At 57.7% G+C, this 22,585-nt stretch carries 19 protein-coding genes; 10 read left to right on the forward strand and 9 right to left on the reverse strand.

Annotated features, from left to right (window positions below):
* Positions 1 to 228 precede the first annotated feature (228 nt).
* A complete protein-coding gene (nifJ, locus tag FHC52_RS18025; RefSeq protein ID WP_126287805.1) occupies positions 229 to 3,753 on the reverse strand; it encodes a pyruvate:ferredoxin (flavodoxin) oxidoreductase in 3,525 nt (1,174 codons plus the stop codon).
* Positions 3,754 to 4,025: 272 nt separating this feature from the next.
* Here nifJ and FHC52_RS18030 point away from each other — a divergent pair, with 272 nt between their 5' ends.
* Positions 4,026 to 4,292 carry a DUF333 domain-containing protein gene (locus tag FHC52_RS18030; protein ID WP_008501281.1) on the forward strand — a complete coding sequence of 89 codons (267 nt, stop codon included), beginning with the start codon at positions 4,026 to 4,028 and terminating at the stop codon, positions 4,290 to 4,292.
* Here FHC52_RS18030 and hslJ read toward each other — a convergent pair whose 3' ends face one another.
* From hslJ to FHC52_RS22815, 6 genes are all read right to left on the reverse strand, one after another.
* Positions 4,293 to 4,730, reverse strand: coding sequence for a heat shock protein HslJ (gene hslJ / locus FHC52_RS18035; RefSeq protein ID WP_220420175.1), 438 nt, complete (start codon positions 4,728 to 4,730; stop codon positions 4,293 to 4,295).
* Positions 4,731 to 4,856: 126 nt separating this feature from the next.
* On the reverse strand, positions 4,857 to 4,985 hold the full coding sequence (locus FHC52_RS18040; protein ID WP_008501283.1) for a DUF2474 domain-containing protein: 129 nt from the start codon (positions 4,983 to 4,985) through the stop codon (positions 4,857 to 4,859).
* Positions 4,985 to 5,995, reverse strand: coding sequence for a cytochrome d ubiquinol oxidase subunit II (cydB, locus tag FHC52_RS18045; protein ID WP_126287807.1), 1,011 nt, complete (start codon positions 5,993 to 5,995; stop codon positions 4,985 to 4,987). The genes FHC52_RS18040 and cydB overlap by 1 nt, the downstream gene beginning before the upstream one ends.
* Positions 5,995 to 7,395: a cytochrome ubiquinol oxidase subunit I gene (locus FHC52_RS18050; RefSeq protein ID WP_126287809.1), complete on the reverse strand. Its 1,401-nt coding sequence runs from the start codon at positions 7,393 to 7,395 to the stop codon at positions 5,995 to 5,997. Before FHC52_RS18050 ends, cydB begins: the two co-directional genes overlap by 1 nt.
* A 121-nt stretch (positions 7,396 to 7,516) precedes the next feature.
* Positions 7,517 to 8,011, reverse strand: a complete 495-nt coding sequence (locus FHC52_RS18055; protein ID WP_227157079.1) for a YbjP/YqhG family protein — start codon at positions 8,009 to 8,011, stop codon at positions 7,517 to 7,519.
* Positions 8,008 to 8,379 carry a hypothetical protein gene (locus tag FHC52_RS22815; protein ID WP_126287811.1) on the reverse strand — a complete coding sequence of 124 codons (372 nt, stop codon included), beginning with the start codon at positions 8,377 to 8,379 and terminating at the stop codon, positions 8,008 to 8,010. Before FHC52_RS22815 ends, FHC52_RS18055 begins: the two co-directional genes overlap by 4 nt.
* 459 nt (positions 8,380 to 8,838) lie before the next feature.
* On the opposite strand from FHC52_RS22815, the gene FHC52_RS18060 reads away from it, so the two are divergent.
* From FHC52_RS18060 to FHC52_RS18100, 9 genes are all read left to right on the forward strand, one after another.
* Positions 8,839 to 9,027 (forward strand): hypothetical protein, encoded by a 189-nt coding sequence (locus FHC52_RS18060; protein WP_008501286.1) that lies wholly within the window; start codon positions 8,839 to 8,841, stop codon positions 9,025 to 9,027.
* An 82-nt stretch (positions 9,028 to 9,109) separates the two neighbouring features.
* Positions 9,110 to 10,519 (forward strand): PLP-dependent aminotransferase family protein, encoded by a 1,410-nt coding sequence (locus FHC52_RS18065; protein ID WP_021240253.1) that lies wholly within the window; start codon positions 9,110 to 9,112, stop codon positions 10,517 to 10,519.
* A 271-nt stretch (positions 10,520 to 10,790) separates the two neighbouring features.
* A complete protein-coding gene (ydcS, locus tag FHC52_RS18070; protein WP_126287813.1) occupies positions 10,791 to 11,936 on the forward strand; it encodes a putative ABC transporter substrate-binding protein YdcS in 1,146 nt (381 codons plus the stop codon).
* A gap of 17 nt (positions 11,937 to 11,953) precedes the next feature.
* Positions 11,954 to 12,967 (forward strand): ABC transporter ATP-binding protein, encoded by a 1,014-nt coding sequence (locus tag FHC52_RS18075; RefSeq protein WP_220420176.1) that lies wholly within the window; start codon positions 11,954 to 11,956, stop codon positions 12,965 to 12,967.
* Between the two features lies 1 nt (position 12,968).
* Positions 12,969 to 13,913: an ABC transporter permease gene (locus FHC52_RS18080; RefSeq protein ID WP_008501290.1), complete on the forward strand. Its 945-nt coding sequence runs from the start codon at positions 12,969 to 12,971 to the stop codon at positions 13,911 to 13,913.
* A complete protein-coding gene (locus tag FHC52_RS18085) occupies positions 13,903 to 14,709 on the forward strand; it encodes an ABC transporter permease (RefSeq protein ID WP_023292290.1) in 807 nt (268 codons plus the stop codon). Before FHC52_RS18080 ends, FHC52_RS18085 begins: the two co-directional genes overlap by 11 nt.
* 24 nt (positions 14,710 to 14,733) lie before the next feature.
* Entirely contained in the window at positions 14,734 to 16,158 is a 1,425-nt protein-coding gene (patD, locus tag FHC52_RS18090) for an aminobutyraldehyde dehydrogenase (RefSeq protein ID WP_126287815.1), read from the forward strand.
* A gap of 183 nt (positions 16,159 to 16,341) precedes the next feature.
* Positions 16,342 to 16,515: a GhoT/OrtT family toxin gene (locus FHC52_RS18095; RefSeq protein WP_013096478.1), complete on the forward strand. Its 174-nt coding sequence runs from the start codon at positions 16,342 to 16,344 to the stop codon at positions 16,513 to 16,515.
* 86 nt (positions 16,516 to 16,601) lie between these two features.
* Positions 16,602 to 17,357 (forward strand): alpha/beta fold hydrolase, encoded by a 756-nt coding sequence (locus FHC52_RS18100; RefSeq protein WP_023327589.1) that lies wholly within the window; start codon positions 16,602 to 16,604, stop codon positions 17,355 to 17,357.
* A 70-nt stretch (positions 17,358 to 17,427) separates the two neighbouring features.
* Here the strand turns inward: FHC52_RS18100 and FHC52_RS18105 are convergent, their stop codons facing one another.
* Together FHC52_RS18105 and FHC52_RS18110 are read right to left on the reverse strand one after the other, a co-directional pair.
* The gene (locus tag FHC52_RS18105) at positions 17,428 to 19,605 is read right to left on the reverse strand and encodes a virulence factor SrfC family protein (protein ID WP_126287817.1); all 2,178 of its coding nucleotides are present in this window, start codon (positions 19,603 to 19,605) and stop codon (positions 17,428 to 17,430) included.
* Positions 19,602 to 22,583, reverse strand: a complete 2,982-nt coding sequence (locus FHC52_RS18110; RefSeq protein WP_032652048.1) for a virulence factor SrfB — start codon at positions 22,581 to 22,583, stop codon at positions 19,602 to 19,604. The genes FHC52_RS18105 and FHC52_RS18110 overlap by 4 nt, the downstream gene beginning before the upstream one ends.
* Between the last annotated feature and the right edge of the window lie 2 nt (positions 22,584 to 22,585).

A 22,585-nucleotide genomic window follows, 5' to 3' on the forward strand; every position in this document is an offset into this window, starting at 1 on the left:
GTTTGGTGAATGCTTTAAGGCTAAACATAATAAATTAAAATTATTAATCAGGTATGAATTAAGCTATTCTTGATGGCGTTATATGCCTTTAAGATTTTTTATCCATAATTCGCATGAATAATATTTAGGGAACTAAATAGATATTTAATGATTATCTGGATTCGCCCGGTGTGAATACACCGGGTTTTTTTATGGCAAAAAAATGCCCGGACGCGCCGGGCAGAGAGACTAGTCGCTGGTCGATTTTTCGGCTTTACCCGCCAGCTGCGCCAGGAAGTCATACCGTTTTTGCAGATCCGCCGCAGCGTCTTTCCACAGCTGTTCGGCCACTTCCGGCTGCTGCGCGTTAAGGCGACGGAAGCGCTGTTCCTGCATTAACGTCTCGGCCAGAGCATCTGACGGCGGACGCGAATCCAGCGCCAGCGGTAATTTACCCTCGTCCGCACGGCGCGGATCGAACCGGTACAGCGGCCAGAAGCCGGTCGCGGTTAGCTGTCGCATCTGATCGTGGCTGAGTGCCAGGTCGTAGCCATGCTCTTCACACGGGCTGTAGGCAATGATCAGCGACGGGCCGGGATACGCTTCCGCCTCCTGGATCGCCTTCACCGTCTGGTTAAGCTGTGCCCCCAGCGAGATTTGCGCGACGTAAACGTGACCGTACATCATCATGCTCACCCCGAGATCTTTGCGTGCCTTGCGTTTCCCGTGCTCACCGAATTTCGTGACGGCACCCAGCGGCGTGGCTTTCGACGCCTGACCACCGGTGTTGGAATAACACTGCGTATCCAGCACCAGGATATTGACGTTTTCGGTCAGGCTTAGCACGTGGTCCAGCCCGCCAAAGCCGATGTCATAAGCCCAGCCGTCGCCGCCAATCAGCCAGATCGATTTTTCGACCAGGGCATCTGCGTCGGTCAGCAGCTGTTCAGCGCCCGCCACGCCCTGAAGCGCCTGACGCAGCTCTGCAACCTGCTCACGACGTACCTCTGGCGTCGCGTCGGCGTGAAGCGCGTCATTGAGCCCGGCGGGGATCTGCCCGGCAAACTGCTCCAGCAGGCGCATCACGCGCGCGCGGTGCTGGTCAACGGTCAGGCGGAAGCCCAGACCAAATTCGGCGTTATCCTCGAACAGCGAGTTGGCCCACGCGGGACCGCGGCCGTTGGCGTCAGTGGTATACGGCGTGGAGGGCAGGTTGCCGCCATAGATAGACGAACAGCCGGTGGCGTTGGCAATCAGCATCCTGTCACCGTACAGCTGGGTAAGCAGCTTGATATACGGTGTTTCACCGCAGCCCGAGCAGGCGCCGGAGTATTCAAACAGCGGCGTGATCAGCTGCGAAGTGCGAATATCAATGCGTTCCAGTTTGCTGCGATCGATTTCCGGCAGATTCAGGAAGAAGTCATAATTCACTTTCTCTTCTTCGACGTGCTCCAGACGCGACATCATATTGATGGCTTTAATCTCCGGGTTCTGCCTGTCTTTCGCCGGACAAACCTCGACGCACAGGTTACAGCCGGTGCAGTCTTCCGGCGCGACCTGCAGAACGTATTTCTGTCCGCGCATATCGCGGGATTTTACATCCAGGGAATGCAGGCTGGTCGGGGCGGCCTCCATCTCTTCCGGCGACACTACTTTGGCACGAATGGCAGAGTGCGGGCAGGCCGCCACGCAGTGGTTGCACTGGGTACACAGATCTTCTTTCCAGATGGGGATCGCTTCGGCGATGTTGCGTTTTTCCCAGCGGGTGGTGCCCATCGGCCAGGTGCCATCCGGCGGTAGGGCAGAGACGGGCAGGGCATCACCCAGCCCGGCCAGCATCGCCGCCGTCACGGTCTTCACGAAATCAGGTGCCGCATCAGACACCACCGGAGGGCGGTTCGGGCTTGCGGCGTTGACCGGCTGCAGCGGGACCTCAAACAGCGACTCGCGCGCCAGGGCCAGCGCCTGCCAGTTACGCTCGACCAGCTCCTGGCCCTTGCTGCTGTAGCTTTTGGCAATCGCGCCCTGCAGTTCCGCCAGCGCGCTGTCGCCCGGCAGGATATTCGTCAGATGGAAGAAGGCCATCTGCATAACGGTATTAATACGCGCGGCAAGGCCACATTCGCGGGCAATTTTCGCCGCGTTAACCACATAGAAACGGGCTTTTTTCTGGTTCAGCACCGCCTGCACTTCCTGCGGCAGGCGCGACCAGACTTCATCCGCGCTGTATGGCGTATTCAGGAGGAAAATACCGCCAGGCTTCAGGCGCTCGGCCATCTGGTACTTATCAATGAACTGCAGCTGGTGACAGCCAACAAAATCAGCCTGAGAAATTAGATACGCAGAGCGGATGGGCTGTTCGCTCACCCGCAGGTGGGAAACGGTCAGACCGCCGGCTTTCTTGGAGTCATAGACGAAGTACCCCTGGGCGTACCACGGCGTGGAGTTCCCGATGATTTTGATGTTGTTCTTGGTCGCGGAGACGCTGCCGTCACTGCCCAGACCATAGAACAGCGCCTCGAGTTTGGCGGTCGAGGGCAGGGTGTTTTCCGGCAACGTCAGGGACAGATTCGTCACATCATCATAAATGCCGACGGTAAAGCGCGGCTTGGGCTTCGCTTCGCTGAGCTCGTTGAAGACCGCCAGCACGCAGTCCGGTCCGAACTCTTTGGAGGACAAACCGTAACGCCCCCCGATCACGCGCGGCAGCGTTTCACGTTCGCCATGATTAAAGGCCTCGGCCAGGGCGGTCATCACATCCAGATACAGCGGCTCCGCCTGCGCGCCCGGCTCTTTGGTGCGATCGAGCACCGCAACGGTACGCGCGCTTTCCGGCAGCGCAGAGAGGAGATGTTTCGCCGAGAATGGCCGATAAAGACGCACTTTCAGCACGCCAACTTTTTCGCCGCGCGTCAGCAGCTCATCAGCAACTTCCTCGCAGGTGCCAATGGCCGATCCCATCAGCACAATGACCCGTTCCGCCTGGGGATGGCCGTAATACTCAAAGGGTTTGTATTCCCGACCCGTTGCGGCAGCAAAGTCATTCATCGCCTGTTCAACATGGTCGTAAACCGCGTTGTACCATGGGTTGGTGGCCTCGCGGGACTGGAAATAGGTATCCGGGTTCGCCGACGTGCCGCGAATCACCGGGTGTTCCGGATTCAGAGCGCGGGCGCGATGCGCGTCAATGTCCGCCTGCGGAAGCAGATTCAGAATTGTCTCGTCAGCCAGCGGAACGATTTTGTTAATTTCGTGGGACGTACGGAAACCATCAAAGAAATGAATAAACGGCACCCGGCTTTTGAGCGTGGCGATATGCGAAATCAGGGCAAAGTCTTGGGCTTCCTGAACGCTGCTGGCGCACAGCATTGCGCAGCCGGTCTGGCGAACGGCCATCACGTCAGAATGATCGCCAAAGATAGAGAGCGCGTGGGTGGCAACGGTACGCGCAGCGACGTGCAGAACGAAGGGAGTCAGTTGTCCGGCAAGTTTGTACAGCGTCGGGATCATTAATAACAATCCCTGGGAAGAGGTAAACGACGTGGAAAGCGCGCCGGTCTGAAGCGCGCCGTGGACCGTGGCAATCGCACCGGCTTCCGACTGCATTTCAACCACTCGCGGGACATCGCCCCAGACGTTTTTTAACCCGTTACCCGCCCAGGCGTCCGCCTGCTCAGCCATGGTAGAACTTGGCGTAATCGGGTAGATGGCGATAACTTCACTGGTGCGAAACGCGACTGAGGCAACTGCACCATTACCGTCAATAGTTTGCATAGGACAACACCCTTACATTGCGCAAAAAAATAGGGGTCTGTATTACGGCAACAAACCCTGAATATTATCTGTGTATTCTAGCAAACGGGGGATTTTTCGATTTTCGCTTTTGTGTCCTCGTTATTCCTGCCATCAATGAGTAGATCAAACTTTTGGCAGAAAAATTGCGAGAAATTGTTTCAGGAGCGCATAAATACGCACTTCCGCTCTCGACGACACGGGATGGGATGCCTATTATGCATAGGTTTCGCATTATTCATGGGGGAGAGAGCATGCGCTCAGCATTTTTGGTAGGGTGTGCCGCATTATTGTTGTCGGCATGCAGCAGTGAACCTGTCCAGCAGGCAACGGCCGCGCACGTGGTGCCGGGTATGAAAGCCGCGATGTCCAGCTCCGGTCAGGCCAACTGCGCGATGATTGGCGGTTCGCTGTCGGTAGCTCGCCAGCTTGATGGTTCAGCTATTGGGATGTGCGCCTTGCCAAACGGCAAACGCTGCAGTGAACAGTCGCTTGCCGTTGGAACCTGCGGTAACTACTGATTACTCTGCACGCTTAAACATCAGCGTTTTATCGGCTGTCGCCAGCGTTAACTGGTCTTCAGTCAGGTCGACCTGCGCGCCTTTGCGCAGCATGTCGCCGATGGCCTGATCCAGCTCGTTAAGCTGCCGCTCACTACAGAGCTTGCGCGTCATGGCCAGCGTTTTCACCTTCAGCTCGCCTTCGGACAATTTCCCCTGTCCGTTGAAGCGGTTACACATCTGACCAGAAACGCTCATGTTATTCACCTGGCTGATATCTGGCAGTGCGCTAAAACCGATCTCAGGTTGCGTTGTCGCGGTCTTCACGGCCTTACCGTCCACACTTTCCAGCACAAAGCGGTGGTTCTTAAGTTGCTCCGGCTGAACGGAGGCTTTACCCGGATTAACGCAGCCGGTAAGGACAAGACTGATAACACTTAACGCAATGAGCTTTTTCATTTTTCTTCTCAAACTATAAACACTGTGAATCTTTTTCCAGTGTAACGATACTCTGCCATGCGTTAATGGGGTTTATCTGAAAGTGCGGGGAGGAGCCGGGCAACGCAGCGGTTGCCCGGGATGACGTTAATGTGATTTAAACCCTGCCGCCGTCATCAGCATACGGAAGAGCATACTGACCGCAGCCAGCGCCAGTACGCTGCCGCCCCAGATAATGGCCAGCCACAGTAATCTTTTCCAGACCGGTTGTTGCATCAGTGATAACCCTCCCCATGCTGAACTTTGCCGCGAAAAACGTAGTAACTCCAGAAGGTGTAGACCAGAATAACGGGAATGATCAACAGCGCGCCGACCAGCATAAAGCCCTGGCTTTGCGTCGGTGCGGCGGCCTGCCACAGGGTGATTGACGGTGGAATGATGTGCGGCCAGATGCTGATCCCAAGCCCGCTAAAGCCGAGGAAAATCAGCCCCAGCGTCAGGATAAACGGTCGGCTATGGCTGTCGGGATTATTCAGGCAGCGCCACTGATACAAACTAAAAATCACCACCAGGGCCGGGACGGGCAGCAGATAGAACAGGTTCGGCAGCGTAAACCAGCGCGCCGCGATGGCCGGCTGCGCCAGCGGTGTCCAGAGGCTGATCGCCGCAACAAACGCCAGCAGCACGATTAACAGGGTCTTCGATACCTGACGCATCCGCTGTTGCAATGCATTTTCGCTTTTCATTACCAGCCAGGTCGAGCCTAACAGCGCGTAGGCCACCACCAGGCCCGCGCCGCAAAACAGATTAAACGCGGTAAACCAGTCAAAGGGGCCGCCGGTATAGGCCCGGCCGGTGACGCTAAAGCCGTTAATGACGGCGCCCACCGTCACGCCCTGGGTAAACGTCGCCAGAATGGAACCGCCTATAAAGGCCTTATCCCAGAAAGGACGGTGTGCTGGCGTGGCTTTAAAGCGAAACTCAAACGCTACGCCACGAAAAATAAGACCGATCAGCATTAATGTGAGCGGAATGGTGAGGGCATCGATAATCACGGCGTAGGCCAGCGGAAAGGCGCCGAACAGGGCGGCCCCGCCAAGCACCAGCCAGGTTTCATTCCCGTCCCAGACCGGCGCGACGCTGTTAACCATCACATCGCGATCGTCGGCGTTCTGCGTGGACGGGAACAGAATGCCAATCCCCAGATCAAAACCGTCCATCACGATATACATCAGCGTGGCAAAGACGATGATCACAAACCAGATAATGGAAAGATCGATACCCATTACGGCTGCTCCTTATGTTCAGTTGTGACGGCAGAAAGCGGGCGCGCCGGACGTCCGTCGGACTCGGTGGCGAAAGATTCATGCGGCTGCGGGCCTTTTCGGATGAGGCGCACCATATAGCTGTAACCCACGCCAAATACCGAGGTGTAAACGACGAAGAAGGCCAGCAGGCTCACGCTCATATGCAAATCGCCATGGGCAGAAACCGCATCCTTCGTGCGCTGGAGCCCATAGACCACCCACGGCTGGCGGCCCACTTCGGTGGTGATCCACCCGGCCAGAATAGCAATCAGCCCGGAGGGCCCCATCAGCAGGGCAAACCACAGGAAAGGACGGGAAGAATAAATGCGCTTTTTATAGCGCAGCCAGAGTGCCGTCACCCCAAGCAGCAGCATCAGCATGCCCAGGCCCGCCATAATGCGGAACGACCAGAAGACGATGGTGGAATTTGGGCGGTCTTCCTTTGGAAACTCTTTGAGCGCCGGAACCTGTTTATCCAGACTGTGTGTCAGAATAAGGCTTCCCAGCGCTGGGATCTCCAGCCCAAAGCGGGTGCGCTCCTGTTCCATATCCGGCCAGCCAAACAGCAGTAGCGGGGTCGGCTCGCCCGGTGGATTTTCCCAGTGCCCTTCAATGGCGGCAATTTTCGCGGGCTGGTGCTTTAAGGTGTTCAGCCCGTGCATATCACCCACCATGGCCTGGAGGGGCGCGACAATCAGCGTCATCCACAGCGCCATTGAAAACATTGCCCGGATGGCGGGGGTATTATTCCCGCGCAGCAGATGCCATGCCGCGGATGCGCCAACAAACAGGGCGCTGCTCAGGAACGCGGCTATCGACATATGCAGCAGGCGGTAAGGGAAGGAGGGGTTAAACACCACGGCGAACCAGTCCACCGGTACCACCTGACCGTTGACGATCTCATAGCCCTGCGGGGTTTGCATCCAGCTGTTGGAGGAGAGGATCCAGAAGGTGGAAATAATGGTCCCCAGTGCCACCATGCAGGTGGAAAAGAAGTGCAGCTTCGGCCCGACTTTATTCCAGCCGAACAGCATCACGCCGAGGAACCCGGCTTCGAGGAAGAAGGCGGTAAGCACTTCATAGGTCAGCAGCGGGCCGGTAATACTGCCCGCAAACTGCGAAAAGCCGCTCCAGTTGGTGCCAAACTGGTAGGCCATCACCAGCCCGGAGACCACGCCCATGCCAAAGTTGACGGCAAAAATCTTCGACCAGAAATGGTACAGCGAGCGCCAGACCGGATTTTTTGTTTTCAGCCACAGCCCTTCGAGTACGGCAAGGTAGCTTGCGAGACCAATGGTGATGGCCGGGAAAATAATGTGGAAGGATACAGTAAAGGCAAACTGTATCCGCGCAAGGTGAAAAGCATCCAAACCAAACATGCAAAACTCCGCGATGTAATTATGTCGATGCCATTCTAAGCCTCGCCAGCTCTGGGTTGCAGAAACAGACCCGGCATATTTACCTATAACAGTTTGCCCAGTGTATTATTTATAGATGTGCTTAAAGTCCGCTTTTCGCTAATGACTTTGCCCGAGTAATTGCTCCGGCATTAAATATGGGGTGCTCGTAGCGATCGGTTACGTCACTCACGCGGTAAATTTTCCACTTTCCGTCTTCACGACGCATATAGACTTCAAGATTAAGAAACCCGCCGTGCTCAATACCAATCCGGACAGGAAGAACTTCGCCATTGATGAATTGATGCGGCGCACCAACCTCGAGCCGCTTCACCCAAGAGGGATCATAATCCTGAACATAAGCGAAATAATCTGACCCCAGGATTTCCTGTTCAGGAATAGACTCTATCTCGTTAAGTCGGGATAGCGTATCTGCCGCAACGTACTCTCTAAGCTGAGGGTATTCCCCATCACTTTCCGCAAAAAATGTCAGATAGTTGGAGTAAAATTCTTCCGCCCGTTCGGCAGCACTCTGCTGAGGTACGCACGTACAAGCTGATAATAATAACGCCAGAGTAATTATAATCCCCTTCATCATCGACTCATCCTGTAAATCTTATAGGTTGGTTGTGCGCGGCGGTAACCCGGCCCGGGGTACATACTGAGCTGGGTAAAATCTGAGATCCACCGAGTGCCGTCGAACATTGTCATATGGCCGCTTGAGTTTCCCCCGGGATAGGGCTGAATTACAGCCACATCTCGGCTAAGCAACGTTGAACCAGGAGGAACCTCTTTAAATCCTGCACGCAAAAGTTTTGGTCCATAATCCTTTGCATCATGTGTACGTTCAAGCGTAATGCCGCCAGCGATTATGGCACGACGTGTAAACTTCGCGCATTCGTTATGAGAGTGTCCAAGCGCATGCGAGCGGAGGTAAGAAACAGCCGCGTCTTTATTCCAACTCATTGATAGTTCCTTTCTGTAAGGTAAGAGCGAAATTCCTGCTTGAGCAAGACAAGTAGCAGAGTGTTCATCAGCCTGTTGTTAATACTCTGTGGTTGATGATATGAGTAGGCAAAAAATGTTATATATTATATTTATATTTCATGTGGTTATGTATGTCTGGCCGGGGATTGTAAACATCAATTTTTAATAACATGGACGAGCATCAGGGAATAAAAACATTCTTTTTATGATTTTTCCGCATTAAACCGCTTGCTTTGTCGTCAGCGTCGTGCGTTAATGGCCTTCTGGTTTTGAGTCCAAATAAATATCTGACGTAGTTTTATAAAGCAGTTCTCATCACGTTGTGCCTCTCCGCAGCCTCTCTTGGGTCTTTATCTACATTCCGATTCGTTTTGTTTAAAACCATTATGCCCAATCGGCCCATTAGTAATTTACGTTTTTACGTTTCAGGAGAAACCTATGACTTCATATATCCATTTTCGCTGCCCATGCTGTCATGGCTCGCAGTACCGCACCTCAGCCTTTGACGTGTCTGAGAAAAACCCGTTTGGCGCGAAATGCATTTTTTGCAAATCGTCGATGATTACGCTCGACCACCTGGCCGCCGCGCGTTCCGCTCAGAGCCACGTGACCGAATACCGTAAGTAATTCATCTTCCAGACTATAACAGTTCGCTAAATCTTCTCTTTTTCTCCTGCTGATATACACTGTCGGTCTTAAGGAGAATCTGATGAAAAAATACCAGCGTCTGGCGCAACAAATTATCTCGCAGATTGAGCTTGGCGTATGGCTGCCGGGCGATAAGCTGCCTTCCCTGCGAGAGCAGGTGGCAAGCAGCGGCATGAGTTTTATGACCGTTGGCCACGCGTATCAGATGCTGGAAAGTCAGGGGCGCATTGTCGCCAGACCGCAGTCGGGCTATTACGTTGCCTCGCGCCCGACCGCACAACAGCCTGCGCCACCCGCTCAGGTGATGCGTGACGAAGCGGTGGATATCAATACCTACATCTTCGACGTCTTACAGGCCAGCCGCGACCCGTCCGTTGTTCCTTTTGCTTCCGCGTTTCCCGACCCCAGGCTTTTCCCGCTTCAGCAGCTCAACCGTTCGCTGGCAAACGTCAGCAAAACCGCGACGGCGATGAGCGTGATTGAGAACCTGCCGCCGGGAAACGTCGATCTCCGCCACGCCATTGCCCGCCGCTACGCGCAGCAGGGGATGAACATCTCCCCGGAAGAGATCGTGATCACCGCAGGCGCGCTCGAAGCGCTGAATCTTAGCCTTCAGGCGGTAACCGAGCCGGGTGACTGGGTGATTGTCGAAAACCCCTGTTTTTACGGTGCGCTGCAGGCGCTGGAACGCCTGAAGCTCAAAGCGTTGTCGATTGCGACGGACGTTCGCGAGGGGATCGATCTCAATGCCTTAGAGCAGGCGCTGAATGAATACCCGGTTAAAGCCTGCTGGATCATGACTAACAGCCAAAACCCGCTCGGCTTCACGCTGAGCGCGGAGAAAAAAGCCCAGCTTGTCGCCCTGTTAACCCAGCACAACGTCCCGCTGATTGAAGATGACGTCTACAGCGAGCTCTATTTTGGACGTGAAAAGCCGCTCCCGGCGAAAGCGTGGGATCGTCAGGACATGACGCTACACTGCTCGTCCTTTTCGAAATGTCTGGTGGCCGGTTTTCGCATCGGCTGGGTGGCGGCAGGAAAACACGCGCGGCGCATTCAGCAGCTGCAGCTGATGAGCACGCTTTCAACCAGTTCTCCCATGCAGCTGGCGCTGGTGGATTACCTGGCGACCAAACGCTACGACGCCCACCTGCGCCGCCTGCGGCGTACGCTGGCCGAGCGAAAGCAGCAGGCCTGGCAGTCACTTCTTCGCCATATGCCTGCGGGCGTCAAAATTCACCATAACGACAGCGGCTACTTTTTATGGCTGGAACTGCCGGCACAGCTGGACGCGGGGCTGCTGAGCGAAAAGGCCTTAACGCACCACATCAGCATTGCTCCCGGAAAAATGTTTTCCACCTCTGACGCGTGGACGCCGTTCTTTCGTTTTAATACCTCCTGGGCCTGGGGAGAGCGGGAAGAGCAGGCGGTCATTCAGTTAGGAAAATTAATTAGCACGATGCTGGAATAATCCTTTCTCCGTTATTTAAATAATCAATTCTTATCCTGATGACGGCGCTGCGACTATTTCGCGGTGACCCGTCATAGGAAATCTGCATACCGTCTCTCGCGCCTAACCCCTTGTCTATAATCCAGTTAACGGGGAATGCGCCCTCGGTCACACCTTGATGAAATTTCCTGAAGCCGAACGGTGCGGCGCATTTGCGCGGTCTACGTTTAATAAGGGAGATATTTTTACGGCACGGCTGCCGCTAAATTTCATTGCGACAGGAGTAACTCTTATGAGCAAAAAATTTGCCCGCAGCAGCCTGTGCGCGCTCGGCATGACTATCATGACAGCGCAAGCCGCAGAACCAGCAAAGGCCATTGGCGACGGGGAAGGTCGACTGGATATTATCGCCTGGCCGGGATATATCGAGCGGGGGCAGACGGATAAAAACTACGATTGGGTCACTCAGTTTGAAAAAGAGACCGGGTGTGCGGTCAACGTCAAAACGGCGGCCACGTCGGATGAAATGGTCAGCCTGATGGCGAAAGGGGGATATGACCTGGTGACCGCCTCAGGTGATGCCTCCCTGCGGCTGATCATGGGCAAACGCGTCCAGCCGATTAACCCCGATCTTATCCCCAACTGGAAAACCCTCGACGAGCGGATTGTGAAAGGGGAATGGTTTAACGTCGGCGGTAAAGTCTACGGCACGCCGTACCAGTGGGGGCCAAACCTGCTGATGTACAACACCAAAACCTTCCCGACGCCGCCGGACAGCTGGAGCGTCGTCTTTACCAAACAGGATCTGCCGGACGGTAAAACCAATCAGGGACGCGTGCAGGCCTATGACGGCCCGATTTATATCGCCGATGCGGCGCTGTTCGTCAAAGCGACCCAGCCGCAGTTGGGTATCAAAGACCCTTACCAGCTCACCGAAGCACAGTATGCCGCCGTGCTGAAAGTGCTGCGCGACCAGCATGCGCTGATCCACCGTTACTGGCATGACACCACCGTCCAGATGAGCGATTTCAAAAACGAGGGCGTGGTGGCCTCCAGCGCCTGGCCGTATCAGGCGAATGCCCTGAAGGCCGAGAACCAGCCCATTGCCACCGTCTTCCCGAAAGAGGGGGTGACAGGCTGGGCGGACACCACCATGCTGCACGCGCAGGCTAAACACCCGATGTGCGCCTACAAATGGATGAACTGGTCGCTGACGCCAAAAGTGCAGGGCGATCTGGCCGCATGGTTTGGCTCCCTGCCCGTGGTGCCGGAAGGGTGTAAAGCCAGCACGCTGCTGGGCGATAAAGGCTGCGAAACAAACGGTTATAATGAGTTCGACAAAATCATGTTCTGGAAAACCCCCATCGCAGAAGGCGGCAAATTTGTCCCTTACAGCCGCTGGACGCAGGATTACATCGCCATCATGGGCGGTCGTTAATTGCCCGGGAGCAGAACATGACGTACGCAGTCGAGTTTAACAATGTTTCCCGTCTGTACGGCGACGTCCGGGCGGTGGATGGGGTCACCATTGCGATCCGCGACGGAGAGTTTTTCTCCATGCTGGGGCCTTCGGGCTCCGGCAAAACCACCTGCCTGCGTCTGATCGCCGGTTTTGAACAGCTGTCAGGCGGGACGATTTCCATCTTCGGCAAAGAGGCGAGCGAACTGCCCCCCTGGGAGCGGGACGTGAACACCGTGTTTCGGGACTATGCGCTGTTCCCGCATATGTCGATCCTCGACAATGTCGCCTACGGGCTGATGGTCAAAGGCGTCGACAAGAAAAAACGCCATGCGCAGGCCCGCGATGCTCTGGAAAAAGTGGGCCTGAGTTTTGCCATCGCCCGTAAACCTTCGCAACTTTCCGGCGGCCAGCGTCAGCGTGTCGCCATCGCCCGCGCGCTGGTGAATGAACCGCGCGTCCTGCTGCTGGACGAGCCTTTAGGGGCACTCGATCTCAAGCTGCGGGAACAGATGCAGTTCGAGCTGAAGAAACTTCAGCAAGAACTCGGCATCACCTTTATTTTTGTCACCCACGATCAGGGCGAGGCCCTTTCCATGTCGGACCGGGTGGCGGTGTTCAATAACGGGCGCATCGAGCAGGTGGATACCCCACGCGATCTCTACATGCGTCCGCGCACGCCGTTTGTCGCCGGTTTTGTCGGCACCTCCAACGTTTTTGATGCGGGCCTTGCGCAGACGCTTTGCGGCATGGAGGGCACCTTTTCCCTGCGCCCGGAGCATATTCGCCTTAATGAACAGGGTGACGTTCAGGTTCAGGGCGTCGTGCAGGCCGTACAGTATCAGGGGGCTGCCACGCGTCTGGAGCTGAAGCTCGCCGATGGCGCCAAACTGCTGGTGAGCCAGGCTAACTTCAGTGACGCCTCGCCGCTGAGCGGCATTGCGCCGGGGCAGGCGGTCATGGCGTCATGGTCGCGCGAGGCGATGATCCGCCTTCACGAGGAGAGGTGAAATGGATATGAGCGTTGCGCATCCTCCCGCCCCGCGCGGCCGTCTGAGCCGCATGACGGCCCTGTTCTGGCGAAAGCCGTCGCTCGGTCTGTTCCTGCTTCTGCTTGCGCCGCTGATGTGGTTTGGCATCGTCTATTTAGGGTCGCTGCTGACGCTGCTGTGGCAGGGGTTTTACACCTTTGACGATTTCACCATGGCGGTCACGCCGGATCTCACGCTGGCGAACATTCAGGCGCTCTTCAACCCGGCAAACTACGACATCATCCTGCGCACGTTAACGATGGCGATTGCGGTGACCATTGCCAGCGCCATCCTTGCGTTCCCGATGGCCTGGTACATGGCGCGATACACCAGCGGCAAGTGGAAAGCGTTTTTCTATATCGCCGTGATGCTGCCAATGTGGGCGAGCTATATCGTTAAAGCCTACGCCTGGACGCTGCTGCTGGCGAAGGACGGCGTGGCCCAGTGGTTTCTCAGCCATCTCGGCCTGGAGCCGATTCTGACCTCAATCCTGACGCTCCCGGCAGTTGGCGGCAACACCTTGTCCACCTCCGGGCTGGGACGGTTTCTGGTCTTCGTTTACATCTGGCTGCCGTTTATGATCCTGCCCGTCCAGGCGGCGCTGGAACGTCTTCCGGCCTCGCTGCTGCAGGCCTCAGCCGACCTCGGCGCGCGTCCCCGGCAGACGTTCCGCTATGTCGTTCTGCCGCTGGCCATCCCGGGCATTGCGGCGGGTTCAATCTTTACGTTTTCCCTGACGCTTGGGGATTTCATCGTTCCTCAGCTGGTCGGCCCGCCGGGCTACTTCATTGGTAACATGGTCTACTCCCAGCAGGGCGCCATCGGCAATATGCCGATGGCCGCCGCGTTCACGCTGGTTCCCATCGTGCTGATTTCTCTTTATCTGGCGTTCGTGAAACGTCTGGGAGCATTCGATGCACTCTGAACGCGCACCGCTGTTCCTGAAAGTGGCAGCGTGGGGAGGCGTCATCTTCCTGCACTTCCCGCTGCTGATTATCGCGACCTATGCCTTCAACACCGAGGACGCCGCCTTCAGCTTTCCGCCGCAGGGGCTGACGCTGAAGTGGTTTAGCGTGGCGGCGGGGCGCGGCGATATCATCGAATCCGTGACGTTGTCACTTCAAATTGCCGCGCTTTCTACCGCGATAGCCCTTGTGCTTGGCACGCTTGCTGCAGCAGCGCTGTGGCGAAGCGCGTTTTTTGGCAAGAATGCGATCTCTCTGCTGCTGCTGTTACCGATTGCGTTACCGGGGATCATCACCGGCCTGGCGCTGCTGACGGCTTTCAAAACGATTAACCTGGAGCCGGGGTTTTTCACCATCGTGGTCGGACACGCCACCTTCTGCGTGGTGGTGGTGTTTAACAACGTGATTGCCCGGTTCAGACGCACCTCCTGGAGCCTGGTGGAAGCGTCGATGGATCTCGGGGCTGACGGGTGGCAAACCTTTCGCTATGTGGTGCTGCCCAATCTGGGTTCCGCGCTGCTGGCCGGGGGAATGCTGGCGTTTGCCCTGTCGTTTGACGAGATCATCGTCACAACGTTTACGGCGGGACACGAGCGCACGTTACCGCTGTGGTTGCTCAACCAGCTCGGGCGTCCGCGTGACGTGCCGGTCACCAACGTCGTGGCTCTGCTGGTGATGCTGGTGACAACTATCCCCATTCTGGGAGCCTGGTGGCTAACCCGCGACGGCGAAAACATTGCCGGCAGCGGGAAATAACAGTGAATTCAACAGGAAAATGCTATGCAAAAACATCTGCTGATAAACGGTGAGCTGGTTGTCGGAGAGGGTGAAAAACAGCCGGTTTATAACCCGGCCACCGGAGAGGTGCTGCTGGAGATTGCTGAGGCGTCAGCGGCCCAGGTCGACGCGGCGGTGCTGGCGGCTGACCGTGCTTTTGCGGCGTGGGGACAAACGACGCCGAAAACCCGCGCCGAGTGCCTGCTGAAGCTGGCGGACGCGATTGAAGCGCACGGTGAGGCGTTTGCCCGGCTCGAGTCCCTCAACTGTGGCAAGCCGCTGCACTGCGCGCTGGGGGATGAAATTCCGGCGGTGGTCGACGTTTTCCGTTTCTTTGCCGGGGCCGCCCGCTGCCTGAACGGTCTGGCAGCGGGCGAGTACCTTGACGGTCACACGTCGATGATTCGCCGCGATCCGGTGGGCGTGGTGGCCTCTATCGCGCCGTGGAACTACCCGCTGATGATGGCAGCCTGGAAGCTGGCCCCCGCGCTGGCGGCAGGGAACTGCGTGGTGATAAAGCCCTCTGAGATCACGCCCCTGACCGCGCTGAAGCTGGCAGAGCTGGCAAAAGATATCTTCCCGGCGGGCGTTCTGAACGTGCTGTTTGGTCGCGGGAAAACGGTCGGCGACCCGCTCACCGGGCACGAGAAGGTCCGCATGGTTTCGCTGACCGGTTCGATTGCGACCGGGGAACATATCATCGGCCATACGGCGTCCTCGATTAAACGCACCCATATGGAGCTGGGCGGCAAAGCGCCGGTGATCGTGTTTGATGATGCCGATCTGGATGCGGTGGTCGAAGGGGTGCGGACGTTTGGCTTCTACAATGCCGGGCAGGACTGTACGGCAGCCTGCCGCATTTATGCCCAGAAGGGAATCTATGCCCAACTGGTTGAAAAACTGGGCGCCGCGGTTGCCAGTCTTAAAATGGGTGCCCCGGAGGACGAGGCTACCGAACTCGGTCCGCTCAGCTCGGCCGCCCATCTGTCACGCGTCAGCCAGGCCGTCGATGAGGCGAAAGCGCTCGGCCATATCCGGGTTGTCACCGGCGGGAGCAAAAAAGAGGGGGCGGGCTACTACTTCCAGCCAACACTGCTGGCGGGAGCAAAACAGGACGACGCCATCGTTCAGCGCGAGGTGTTTGGCCCGGTGGTGAGCGTCACCGAGTTTGATGACGAGGCGCAGGTGCTGGCCTGGGCAAACGACTCGCAATACGGCCTGGCGTCATCGGTCTGGACCAAAGACGTGGGGCGTGCCCATCGCCTGAGCGCGCGCCTGCAGTACGGCTGCGCCTGGGTGAACACCCATTTTATGCTGGTGAGCGAAATGCCGCACGGCGGCATGAAATTATCGGGCTACGGGAAAGATATGTCGGTCTACGGGCTTGAGGATTATACGGTTGTCCGGCATGTCATGATCAAACACTAAGCCCGTCCAGCCTGGCCGCTTGCGCGGTCAGGCGTTCTCTTTGCCCGCCAGATGTGTTACGTAAGATACTCAATTGTTATTAGCCGTAATTTTTAAGTGGTTATTCTGTAACGAAAAAACTTGATCTGTGTCAACATATGACGCATATTGCGTGCGGTTATTTTTTCGGCTCTGGTATACAGAATGACGTTGTATCAAAAGATGTTGGTTTTTTACGCAATCATGGCTTCCATCTGCGCGTTAATCACCTGGTTCCTCTCAAAAGACCGCAAACGTATCCGCCTGCTGAGCGCTTTCCTGGTGGGGTCAACCTGGCCAATGAGCTTTCCCGTTGCGCTGCTGGTCTCGCTTTTCTGAAGCACGCTTCCAGTTTTAAAAGATGAACATAGCATTCCTGATGTGATAACTGTATAAATACACAGTGCATCATAAAAGGAGTGCTTATGAACAGTTTTTACTCGCAGCAGGCCGGTTGCACCGTGCGCTGGCACGACTTGCCCGGCTCCGGCGATCCCGTAGTGTTCATTCACGGGCTGGGCTGCGCCTCTTCCTATGAATATCCCCGCGTCGTTCGTGACCCGCTGTTTGGCGCACGCAGAGCCATTCTCATCGACTTGCCCGGCAGCGGCTACAGCGATAAGCCTGAGCACTACAGCTACAAAACCACCGACCAGGCGCACGTTGTGGCGGAGCTGATTGACCATCTTAAACTGGATTCCTTCTGGTTATACGGCCACAGCATGGGCGGCAGTATTGCTATCGAAACGGCGGGGCTTTTGGCTACGCGCGTGAAGGGGCTGATGGTGTCAGAACCCAATTTTCATGCGGGTGGGGGCATGTTCAGCCGGTCAATCGCGGCGCAAAGCGAGCAACAGTTTCTGGAGCAGGGTTACGACGCCATGCTCAGCGCAGAAAAAACGGCGTGGGCAGGGTGCCTGCAGAGCAATGCGGCTTATGCCGTCTGGCGCGGTGCATCCAGCCTGGTGGCCGGCGTTGAACCGGAATGGGAAGCGCAGTTCCTGTCACTTCCTTGCCCGGTAACGTTGATTTTTGGCGAGCTCTCTCTGCCGGATGACGATGTGGAAAATCTGCAACAGAAAGGCGTTGAGGTAAAAATTATCCCTGCGGCGGGGCACTCTATGTCGTGGGAAAACCCCTCTGCGCTGGCGCAGGCATTAGCCGGGTGTATGACGATGTGATTATTGTGCAATGTATCATCGTGGCGAAATGTAGGCCGGGTAAGCGCAGCGCCACCCGGCAAGAAGGCGGCTACATTATTAAAGCCCGTAGTGCCTGACGAGCGTCAGGCTGAACATCATGCGGGTGCTGGTAATCAATATTCTCGATCGCGCGGCTATAGAGCGCGACCAGCCAGTCGTAAACGTACGCGGTAGCGGCATGGACCGGCTGTTCACCCAGACGCGTCAGGCGGGGCTCGGCGCTGCTCACCACCGGGGTGACGAAGATGGCCTGCCCCTTGCGGATGCGGCTTGCCGGGCGCGTCGCCACGGGCGTCTTGTCGTAACCCAGCCAGCCAACGAAATTGCCCATCACGGCATGCAGTTGCGCAGCGCTACTCTTATCCGCTTCGACAATTCGCTGCAGCTGCTGAGGCAGATCCAGCCGGTAGCTGGTGACCACCAGCACATCCGCAATTTGCTGTAACACCGCAGGATCCAGCCCAAGACGGGCGGCTGTCGCCTCGTTGCGGCTCCACTGGCGCAGATGATTTGTCCAGACTTTGTGCGCCAGGCGCGCTTTGTCTTTGGTCTGGTACAGACCGGCGCTTTCCTGGGCGTTCTCGGCAAACAGGTCAATGGTATCCGTAAATAGCCCGTTAACCTGCTCCTCGCGCGGCTGCTGAACGGCCAACAGTGTTTCAAAGGCCTTCAGCGGCGGCAGCAGGCCTTCAAGCAGCTCGCCGTGGCGGGCGGCACTGCTTTGCAGCGTGCGCACCATGTTTTCTGCCTGAGTGCGTCGGATACCTGGCTCCTCAACCAGCGGTGCCAGGTAGCTTTGCATCATCGCCGAGAGCTCCAGACGCAGCGCGTTTTTGAGCGTGCCGAGACGCTTCTGTCGCTGCGCGGGCAGCGTGGCCTGAGACAGCCACTCAATGACGCGCTGCATGCTGTGGCTGTCCAGAGCCTGTAGCGTGCCCCAGCGCAAGCCCGGCTTTCCAAGCAGATGCTGTACGGCTTCATCGAGATTCTGCCGGGTGGTAAAGCGCGCGTCGTGCGGGGTGATCGCCCATACCAGACCCGGCAGGGCAGATTCTTCAGCAGGCTGCGTCTCCCTGACCCAGTTCATTAACACTTTTGCTTTTTTGGCCGTCTGTTCGTGCTGCGCCGTCGCGTTGCAGATGACCAGCACATCCGGCTGGAGCTGTTGACGGTAGTGCTCAAGCAGCCACTGGGATTTTGCCTGGCGTAGCGGATCGGCATGGCGCTCTTCAAACACAGGGATATCAATGATATCGACATTATCCAGCGCGCCGTTCTCAACCGGAAGCACCAGCTCGCGGGTCAGGAAGGCCAGCACATCGACGGGGAGGCTGATGGCGTTCAGCATCTCACCGTTGTTCAGCGGATGGAGAAGCGTCTCTTGCGTATTCTGCAGCGCTACCGAGCCGTCGTGCGTCAGGAACCCTTCGCCAGGCAGCCCGAAGCTGTCCACCAGCAGGCTAAGGGGGGCCGCAATCTCGCTGGCTTGGCTGGTCTGGTGCAGCACATGGGCCAGATTTAACCACTGCTGGGTCAGTTCCTGCTGCTCGCCCCACAGCAGCGACCACACGCTGGCGCGGGTGCTGAGATCGAGCGAAGGCACCAGTTGGGCGAACTCGTGCCACAGGGCATCATCAATTTGCTGTTTCGCGGCGGGTACCGTGCTCTGCCAGAAGCGGGCAATCGCCCCCACGTCCTGCGCCGTGATGCCGGGCACGCTCTGCGGCTGGCGCAGACCGCGCCATTTCTCCAGGCGGGTCTCAATGACCGCCTTATCCACCGCGCGCATCTGCGGGTGCAGCGTCGTGCGGGCAATAAACAGCTGCACCAGCTCGGCCTCGGTGACCAGGGTCAGGCGCAGCGGAAACGCCTCGTCAAGCGCTTCCGGGGTTTCCCGGGTGAAGCGGACGGCCATGTTGGTCAGGGCATGTCCCGGATTGATATGCGAAAAATAGTCAAAGGTGCGCTGGCCTGGCGTCACGTTCAGGCGTCCATTGCCGCTGCCGCACAGCGACAACAGCAGGTGCGCTTTCGCGCTCTGCGAATGGCCGTAAAGCCCGATGCTGCTCTGGCGGGTCATGGCGCGTTCAATGGCCTGCTCGCGCGCCTGCGCCGCGTTGATGCGGGCCAGCAGGGCGTCGGCATCGTTATCCAGCACGGGGGCGTTCAGGCGCGTCTCGTTGATCCACCCGATTAAGGCCTGAGTGGTGGTGGTCGTCGCTGTCATTTCAGGTATACGCTCCCGCTGTCGATCCAGTAGTGGCTGCCGCTGTGTCGGCGGTCGGCCAGGGTATTCAGTTTGAAGGTTAAGGCGTCAGGCGCCACCGGCGTGCCGTCCTGCAGCCAGGCATCGCTCAGCTCGAAGGCCTCCGGGCCTTCATGCTTGCTGCCGCCGCAGAGTTTGAGCCGCACGTTCAGCACGCCGTCGCCGGCAATCGCTTTTGCCAGTTCGGCCGAGTTAATGCTGAGCGTGTAGAGCGGCGTGGCCGGCCAGCGCGCGTTCGCCAGCTGGCGGAAGCCGAGGGTGACGTTACCGCGCAGCGGGAAGTGCAGACGCGCGTCAAGCTTCGCACCGGGTTTATCAAGATCGATATCCTGATACCAGACGTTTTCCTCGCGCAGGGTATTGACGGTGTTATCCAGCACGCCCAGATAGCGCACGGTGGAATACGCGCCAATGTCCGCGGCTTTAAAGTTGAAGCGCGGCAGACGCAGGTCAAGCGCCAGGCTGCAGAGCATGGCCCCCACGGCAGCGGTCGATTTCGGGTTGCCAATGCGCCCCTGCTGGCTGAACGGATACCACTCATGCACCTGGTATTTATCCAGCCAGACGATGCGGTTGACCGGCACCGGCTGCAGGTGGCGAATCAGCGCCTGAACGCCAGGCAGGCAGCCCGGGCGTCCGGTGATCAGCAGAATGTCGCAGCTATAATGGGAGATCGCCTCACACACCGCGTGGAGCGGGGAGGCTAGCGTAAACTGCCCGGCCAGCATCGCATCCTGCATTTCGCGGAAATTGACGTGCAGCGGCACGGCGAAGAGGTCAAAAGCGTCAGAACCCGCAGGCAGGGCATGGTCGATCGCCTGCTGCAGATAGTTCATCACGTTGCGGGTCGGCTTCTGCGGCAGGAGATCGCCAAAGGTGGCGTGCAGACCAGCCAGCGGATCGTCAACGTCGCTGGACTCCCACCCGGCAAGAATCGCATGGCCAAGCGGCATAAACAGCTGCAGCGCCGTCTGCTGGCGCAGTACGGCCTGGGTATCAATGCGCCCGGAGTCGCCGAACAGTGAAGCCATCAGCAGCGAGGCGTCTGCGATACCGGATTTTTGCAGCTGCGTTTGCAGGGCGGGCAATACGTAGCGCTGAATCACGTCCAGAAGCGTGTCGTCGCCCGCCACCTTAAAGCCTTCGCGGAACAGCAGCTGCGGAGTGATTTTGACGTTATTGCCGGAGCCGTCGTCCAGCTGGTAATGGGTGATCGCCATATCCGTTGTGCCGCCGCCGATGTCGATGGACGCGACGCGCAGCGCGCGTCCCGGCTGGCTGCCCGGCTCAGGCTCACGGTCCGGACGGGCAAGGGAGGCGAAGAAGGCTTCGGTCTGGCCGCCAAAGCGGGAGATGGCTTCGTTATACAGCCAGACCAGCTGACCGCAACTGGCTTCATCCCACTCCATCTGGATTTCCGGTACCGGCACCACGCTTTTTTCCTGCTGTTTGCGGGTGACAAAATCCTCATCCTGCGGGTGCCAGCCCATCGCTTTCCAGACAATGGCGATGGCTTCAAACATGCGGCGACGGAAGATCTCACGCTCCTGCTTTGGCATCGCGGAGGGCAGCGTCAGGATCAGCGTGCGCAGCTGGCGCGGCGAGGCAGGGAAGCCCAGGCGCAGGCGCGTGGCGACGCTGTTGATCTGCCCCAGCGCCTGTGCCAGCAGCTCGCACAGCATGTGGGTCATCAGGGTGCTGCGGCTGTATTGCGGCGAGAAGACCGGCAGGCGCTCGTCCTGCGGCAGCGTGAAGAGCGGCTCGCCGTCATCGTTCATCAGGTTCATCAGCGGGAACGCGGTGGCAAGCGGTTCACGCTGGGTCTTGCTGTTCATCTGGCTAAAGCGCCAGTCCTGCACGACCGGGGTTTCATCCCACAGGTAGCGACGCGGGCTGGAGATACCGCTGTTGCCCTCGGTGCCCAGACGCTGCATCGCCAGCTTGCGGGCTTCATCACCGACGCGGACAATCGACGGCCAGACGAAGGCATCTTCGCGACCGCTTTCCACCGAGAAGTGCTGCTTGCCAAAACGCGCTTCCGAAAACTCGAGACGGCTGGTGAACAGCGGTTCGTTCAGGAACTGCGGCTCGCTGAGCGAGCGGACCTGCAGCTCGGCGGTCTGGCGCAGCCCATCGTTGGCATCGCCGTGGTCTTCAATAATGACGCCGCAGGTGTGGGTATTGCCCACGTCGAGGATCAGGTCGACCGGAATGGCAGGCGTGCTGAGCGTATGGGTGACAAATTTTACTTCCGGCACGGTGAGCTGTTCACCGAGCATGGTCAGCAGGTTGAGCCAGTGGGCCTGATACTCAAAGCTGCGCATCGCCTGCTGCAGGTCGCGTTCAGAGCGGTTCTCAACGCCGTCGGCATACTGGGTAAACGCCTCGCGCAGCCAGCCGTCAATCCAGGTCTGGTCGAGGAAACTGTCTACCTCGCTATCGCGCCAGGCCAGCGCGAAGCGGGTGCCGTTCAGAATATCGTTTTCCACGGGAGAGAGCGCGGACGTGGCATGATCGGCAATCTGGCTGTCAAGCGCGAGGGTCACGCGGTGGGTATTGCCTGCCGTGTCGGGGGTCTCAAGCTTGCGCACCTGAACGCGGGCCCAGTTATCCGGCCCTTCCACAAACGTCCGCGGCGGGTTGAAGCGCAGGAACGGAACCGGAAGCCAGACGCCATCCAGTACCGCCAGCGACTGATGCAGCGGGATAGTGGTTTCCGGTTTGACCACTTCAGGCTGCCCGCCGTTCATGCCGGGCAGGGTATAGCGACCGTTGACCAGGTCGAAATCGAGGCGCAACAGCGGGCCGTTCGCGGTTTTACGTACGAAGCGCCCGTTGCTGGCGGAGTCCTGCGGCGTCAGACCGAAATCGAGGAACTGCACGCCGCTGTTGGCAATAAGCGTGACGCTTTGTTTATAGTCGCAAAGATTTACCAGCATAG

This window comes from Enterobacter sp. EC_64 (genome assembly GCF_019584165.1).
Taxonomy (GTDB): Bacteria; Pseudomonadota; Gammaproteobacteria; order Enterobacterales; family Enterobacteriaceae; genus Enterobacter; species Enterobacter roggenkampii.

Coding starts and splice junctions, on each gene's coding strand:
- nifJ (WP_126287805.1), bottom strand. CDS start 3,753: ATGCAAACTATTGACGGTAATGGTGCAGTTGCCTCAGTCGCGTTTCGC.
- FHC52_RS18030 (WP_008501281.1), top strand. CDS start 4,026: ATGCGCTCAGCATTTTTGGTAGGGTGTGCCGCATTATTGTTGTCGGCA.
- hslJ (WP_220420175.1), bottom strand. CDS start 4,730: ATGAAAAAGCTCATTGCGTTAAGTGTTATCAGTCTTGTCCTTACCGGC.
- FHC52_RS18040 (WP_008501283.1), bottom strand. CDS start 4,985: ATGCAACAACCGGTCTGGAAAAGATTACTGTGGCTGGCCATTATCTGG.
- cydB (WP_126287807.1), bottom strand. CDS start 5,995: ATGGGTATCGATCTTTCCATTATCTGGTTTGTGATCATCGTCTTTGCC.
- FHC52_RS18050 (WP_126287809.1), bottom strand. CDS start 7,395: ATGTTTGGTTTGGATGCTTTTCACCTTGCGCGGATACAGTTTGCCTTT.
- FHC52_RS18055 (WP_227157079.1), bottom strand. CDS start 8,011: ATGATGAAGGGGATTATAATTACTCTGGCGTTATTATTATCAGCTTGT.
- FHC52_RS22815 (WP_126287811.1), bottom strand. CDS start 8,379: ATGAGTTGGAATAAAGACGCGGCTGTTTCTTACCTCCGCTCGCATGCG.
- FHC52_RS18060 (WP_008501286.1), top strand. CDS start 8,839: ATGACTTCATATATCCATTTTCGCTGCCCATGCTGTCATGGCTCGCAG.
- FHC52_RS18065 (WP_021240253.1), top strand. CDS start 9,110: ATGAAAAAATACCAGCGTCTGGCGCAACAAATTATCTCGCAGATTGAG.
- ydcS (WP_126287813.1), top strand. CDS start 10,791: ATGAGCAAAAAATTTGCCCGCAGCAGCCTGTGCGCGCTCGGCATGACT.
- FHC52_RS18075 (WP_220420176.1), top strand. CDS start 11,954: ATGACGTACGCAGTCGAGTTTAACAATGTTTCCCGTCTGTACGGCGAC.
- FHC52_RS18080 (WP_008501290.1), top strand. CDS start 12,969: ATGGATATGAGCGTTGCGCATCCTCCCGCCCCGCGCGGCCGTCTGAGC.
- FHC52_RS18085 (WP_023292290.1), top strand. CDS start 13,903: ATGCACTCTGAACGCGCACCGCTGTTCCTGAAAGTGGCAGCGTGGGGA.
- patD (WP_126287815.1), top strand. CDS start 14,734: ATGCAAAAACATCTGCTGATAAACGGTGAGCTGGTTGTCGGAGAGGGT.
- FHC52_RS18095 (WP_013096478.1), top strand. CDS start 16,342: ATGACGTTGTATCAAAAGATGTTGGTTTTTTACGCAATCATGGCTTCC.
- FHC52_RS18100 (WP_023327589.1), top strand. CDS start 16,602: ATGAACAGTTTTTACTCGCAGCAGGCCGGTTGCACCGTGCGCTGGCAC.
- FHC52_RS18105 (WP_126287817.1), bottom strand. CDS start 19,605: ATGACAGCGACGACCACCACCACTCAGGCCTTAATCGGGTGGATCAAC.
- FHC52_RS18110 (WP_032652048.1), bottom strand. CDS start 22,583: ATGCTGGTAAATCTTTGCGACTATAAACAAAGCGTCACGCTTATTGCC.